Origin of the sequence: Paraburkholderia sp. EG304, assembly GCF_046543485.1 — a bacterium.
In the GTDB taxonomy this organism is placed as follows: Bacteria; Pseudomonadota; Gammaproteobacteria; order Burkholderiales; family Burkholderiaceae; genus Paraburkholderia; species Paraburkholderia youngii.
On sequence record NZ_JBKGUA010000210.1, the window covers coordinates 1 to 1461 of the forward strand.

At 60.4% G+C, this 1461-nt stretch carries 2 protein-coding genes; one reads left to right on the plus strand and one right to left on the minus strand.

Annotated features, from left to right (window positions below):
• Nucleotides 1-277, plus strand: a 277-nt coding sequence (locus tag ACLFKU_RS43395; protein ID WP_410853348.1) for a hypothetical protein, incomplete at its 5' end; no start/stop codon positions are given.
• Between the two features lie 48 nt (nt 278-325).
• Here the strand turns inward: ACLFKU_RS43395 and ACLFKU_RS43400 are convergent.
• Complete coding sequence (locus tag ACLFKU_RS43400) at nt 326-1351, minus strand: IS110 family transposase (RefSeq protein ID WP_410853349.1); 1026 nt, start codon at nt 1349-1351, stop codon at nt 326-328.
• Nucleotides 1352-1461 lie beyond the last annotated feature (110 nt).

Consider the following 1461-nt stretch of genomic DNA (forward strand, 5'->3'; position numbering starts at 1 on the left):
CTACAAGGGCTTCCCCGTTGGACGCAAGTACAACGTTGACTTTTGGTGCTTTCTGCTGCGCTGCCTGGCTGGTGCAAGTGAGAAGGTGAAGGACTGCGGTACTACAACCGGTCATGTTGGGCTCATTGCCCGGACCCTGATGAAAGACGCGCGCGAGGGCCTCGTTCGAATATCGGGATTAAATTCCCAGAACTTTTCACAGGTACGCCTCGCGCGGGTCCAACCCGCTTCACATCACCGCTGGCAGTGCAAAGTGATCGTCTCTATCCGTTCATGATTCCATGGTCGGGTTTCATCGGCGGTCTGTTGATAGCACGAATCGAAGTCAGTCAGCGGCCGGTTCGAACTTGAAGTCCTCGCCGTATTTCAGCATGGCCCACGCCATCCTCGCATTCTTGGCCGCAATCGCGACGGCGGCCCGCCAGTAGCCTCGACGCTCTACCAGAGCTCGCACCCAACGGCTGAAGCGATCCTGTTTCTCGCCGAGATTGGCAATGACAGCACGGGCACCGTTGACCAGCAAACCACGCAGATAGGCATCTCCCGCTTTCGTGATGCTGCCCAGCCTGGCTTTGCCGCCGCTGCTGTACTGTCCCGGTGTGAGTCCGATCCAGGCCGCCACCTGCCGGCCGTCTTTGAAATCGTGCCCGGCACCAATGCTGGCCAGCAGGGCGCTGGAGGTGGTCGGGCCGACGCCCCGCAACTGCATCAGTCGTTTGCTGCGCGCGTCCTCGCGCGCGATCTCGGTGATCGCTTGATCGTATTGGACCAGGCGATCTTCTATGTTGCCGGCATGCTCAAGCAGATCGCTGATGCTGCGCTTGGCCCAGCCGGGCAACGTGTCCAAATGATCAGCGATGTTCGCGCGCAGCTTCTCGGGGCTCTGTGGCAGCACCACGCCGAATTCCGCGAGCAGACCGCGCAGTCGATTGTACGTGGCGGTACGTTCCGCCACGAACCCCTGCCGGGTCCGGTGCAGGCAAAGCGTCGCCTGCTGATGTTCATCCTTGATCGGCACAAAACGCATGCTGGCACGCGTTACCGCTTCGCAAATCGCCGCCGCATCGGCTGCATCGTTCTTGCCTCGCTTACCCGACATCCGGTACGGCGCAACGAGCTTGGCGGCCATCAACTTCACCGTATGTCCATGCTGCTGAAATACACGGGCCCAATGATGCGCGCCGGAGCAAGCCTCCATGCCGATCAAGCAAGGCGGCAACTGGGCAATCAGCGTCACCAGTTGGTCACGCGCGACACGCGGCTTGATCAGCACGGCCTTGCCAGCCTCATCTACGCCGTGGACGGCGAACACGTTCTTGGCAAGATCGATTCCGACGGTAACAATGGGCATGGATTTCCCCTCCTGTGGGTATTGATGAAGGCTCAGACCTCATCATGGCACTTTGATGCCGAACCGCGGCTTCCGCCGCAGCCTCGGGACGGGGAAGTCCCTTACATTCG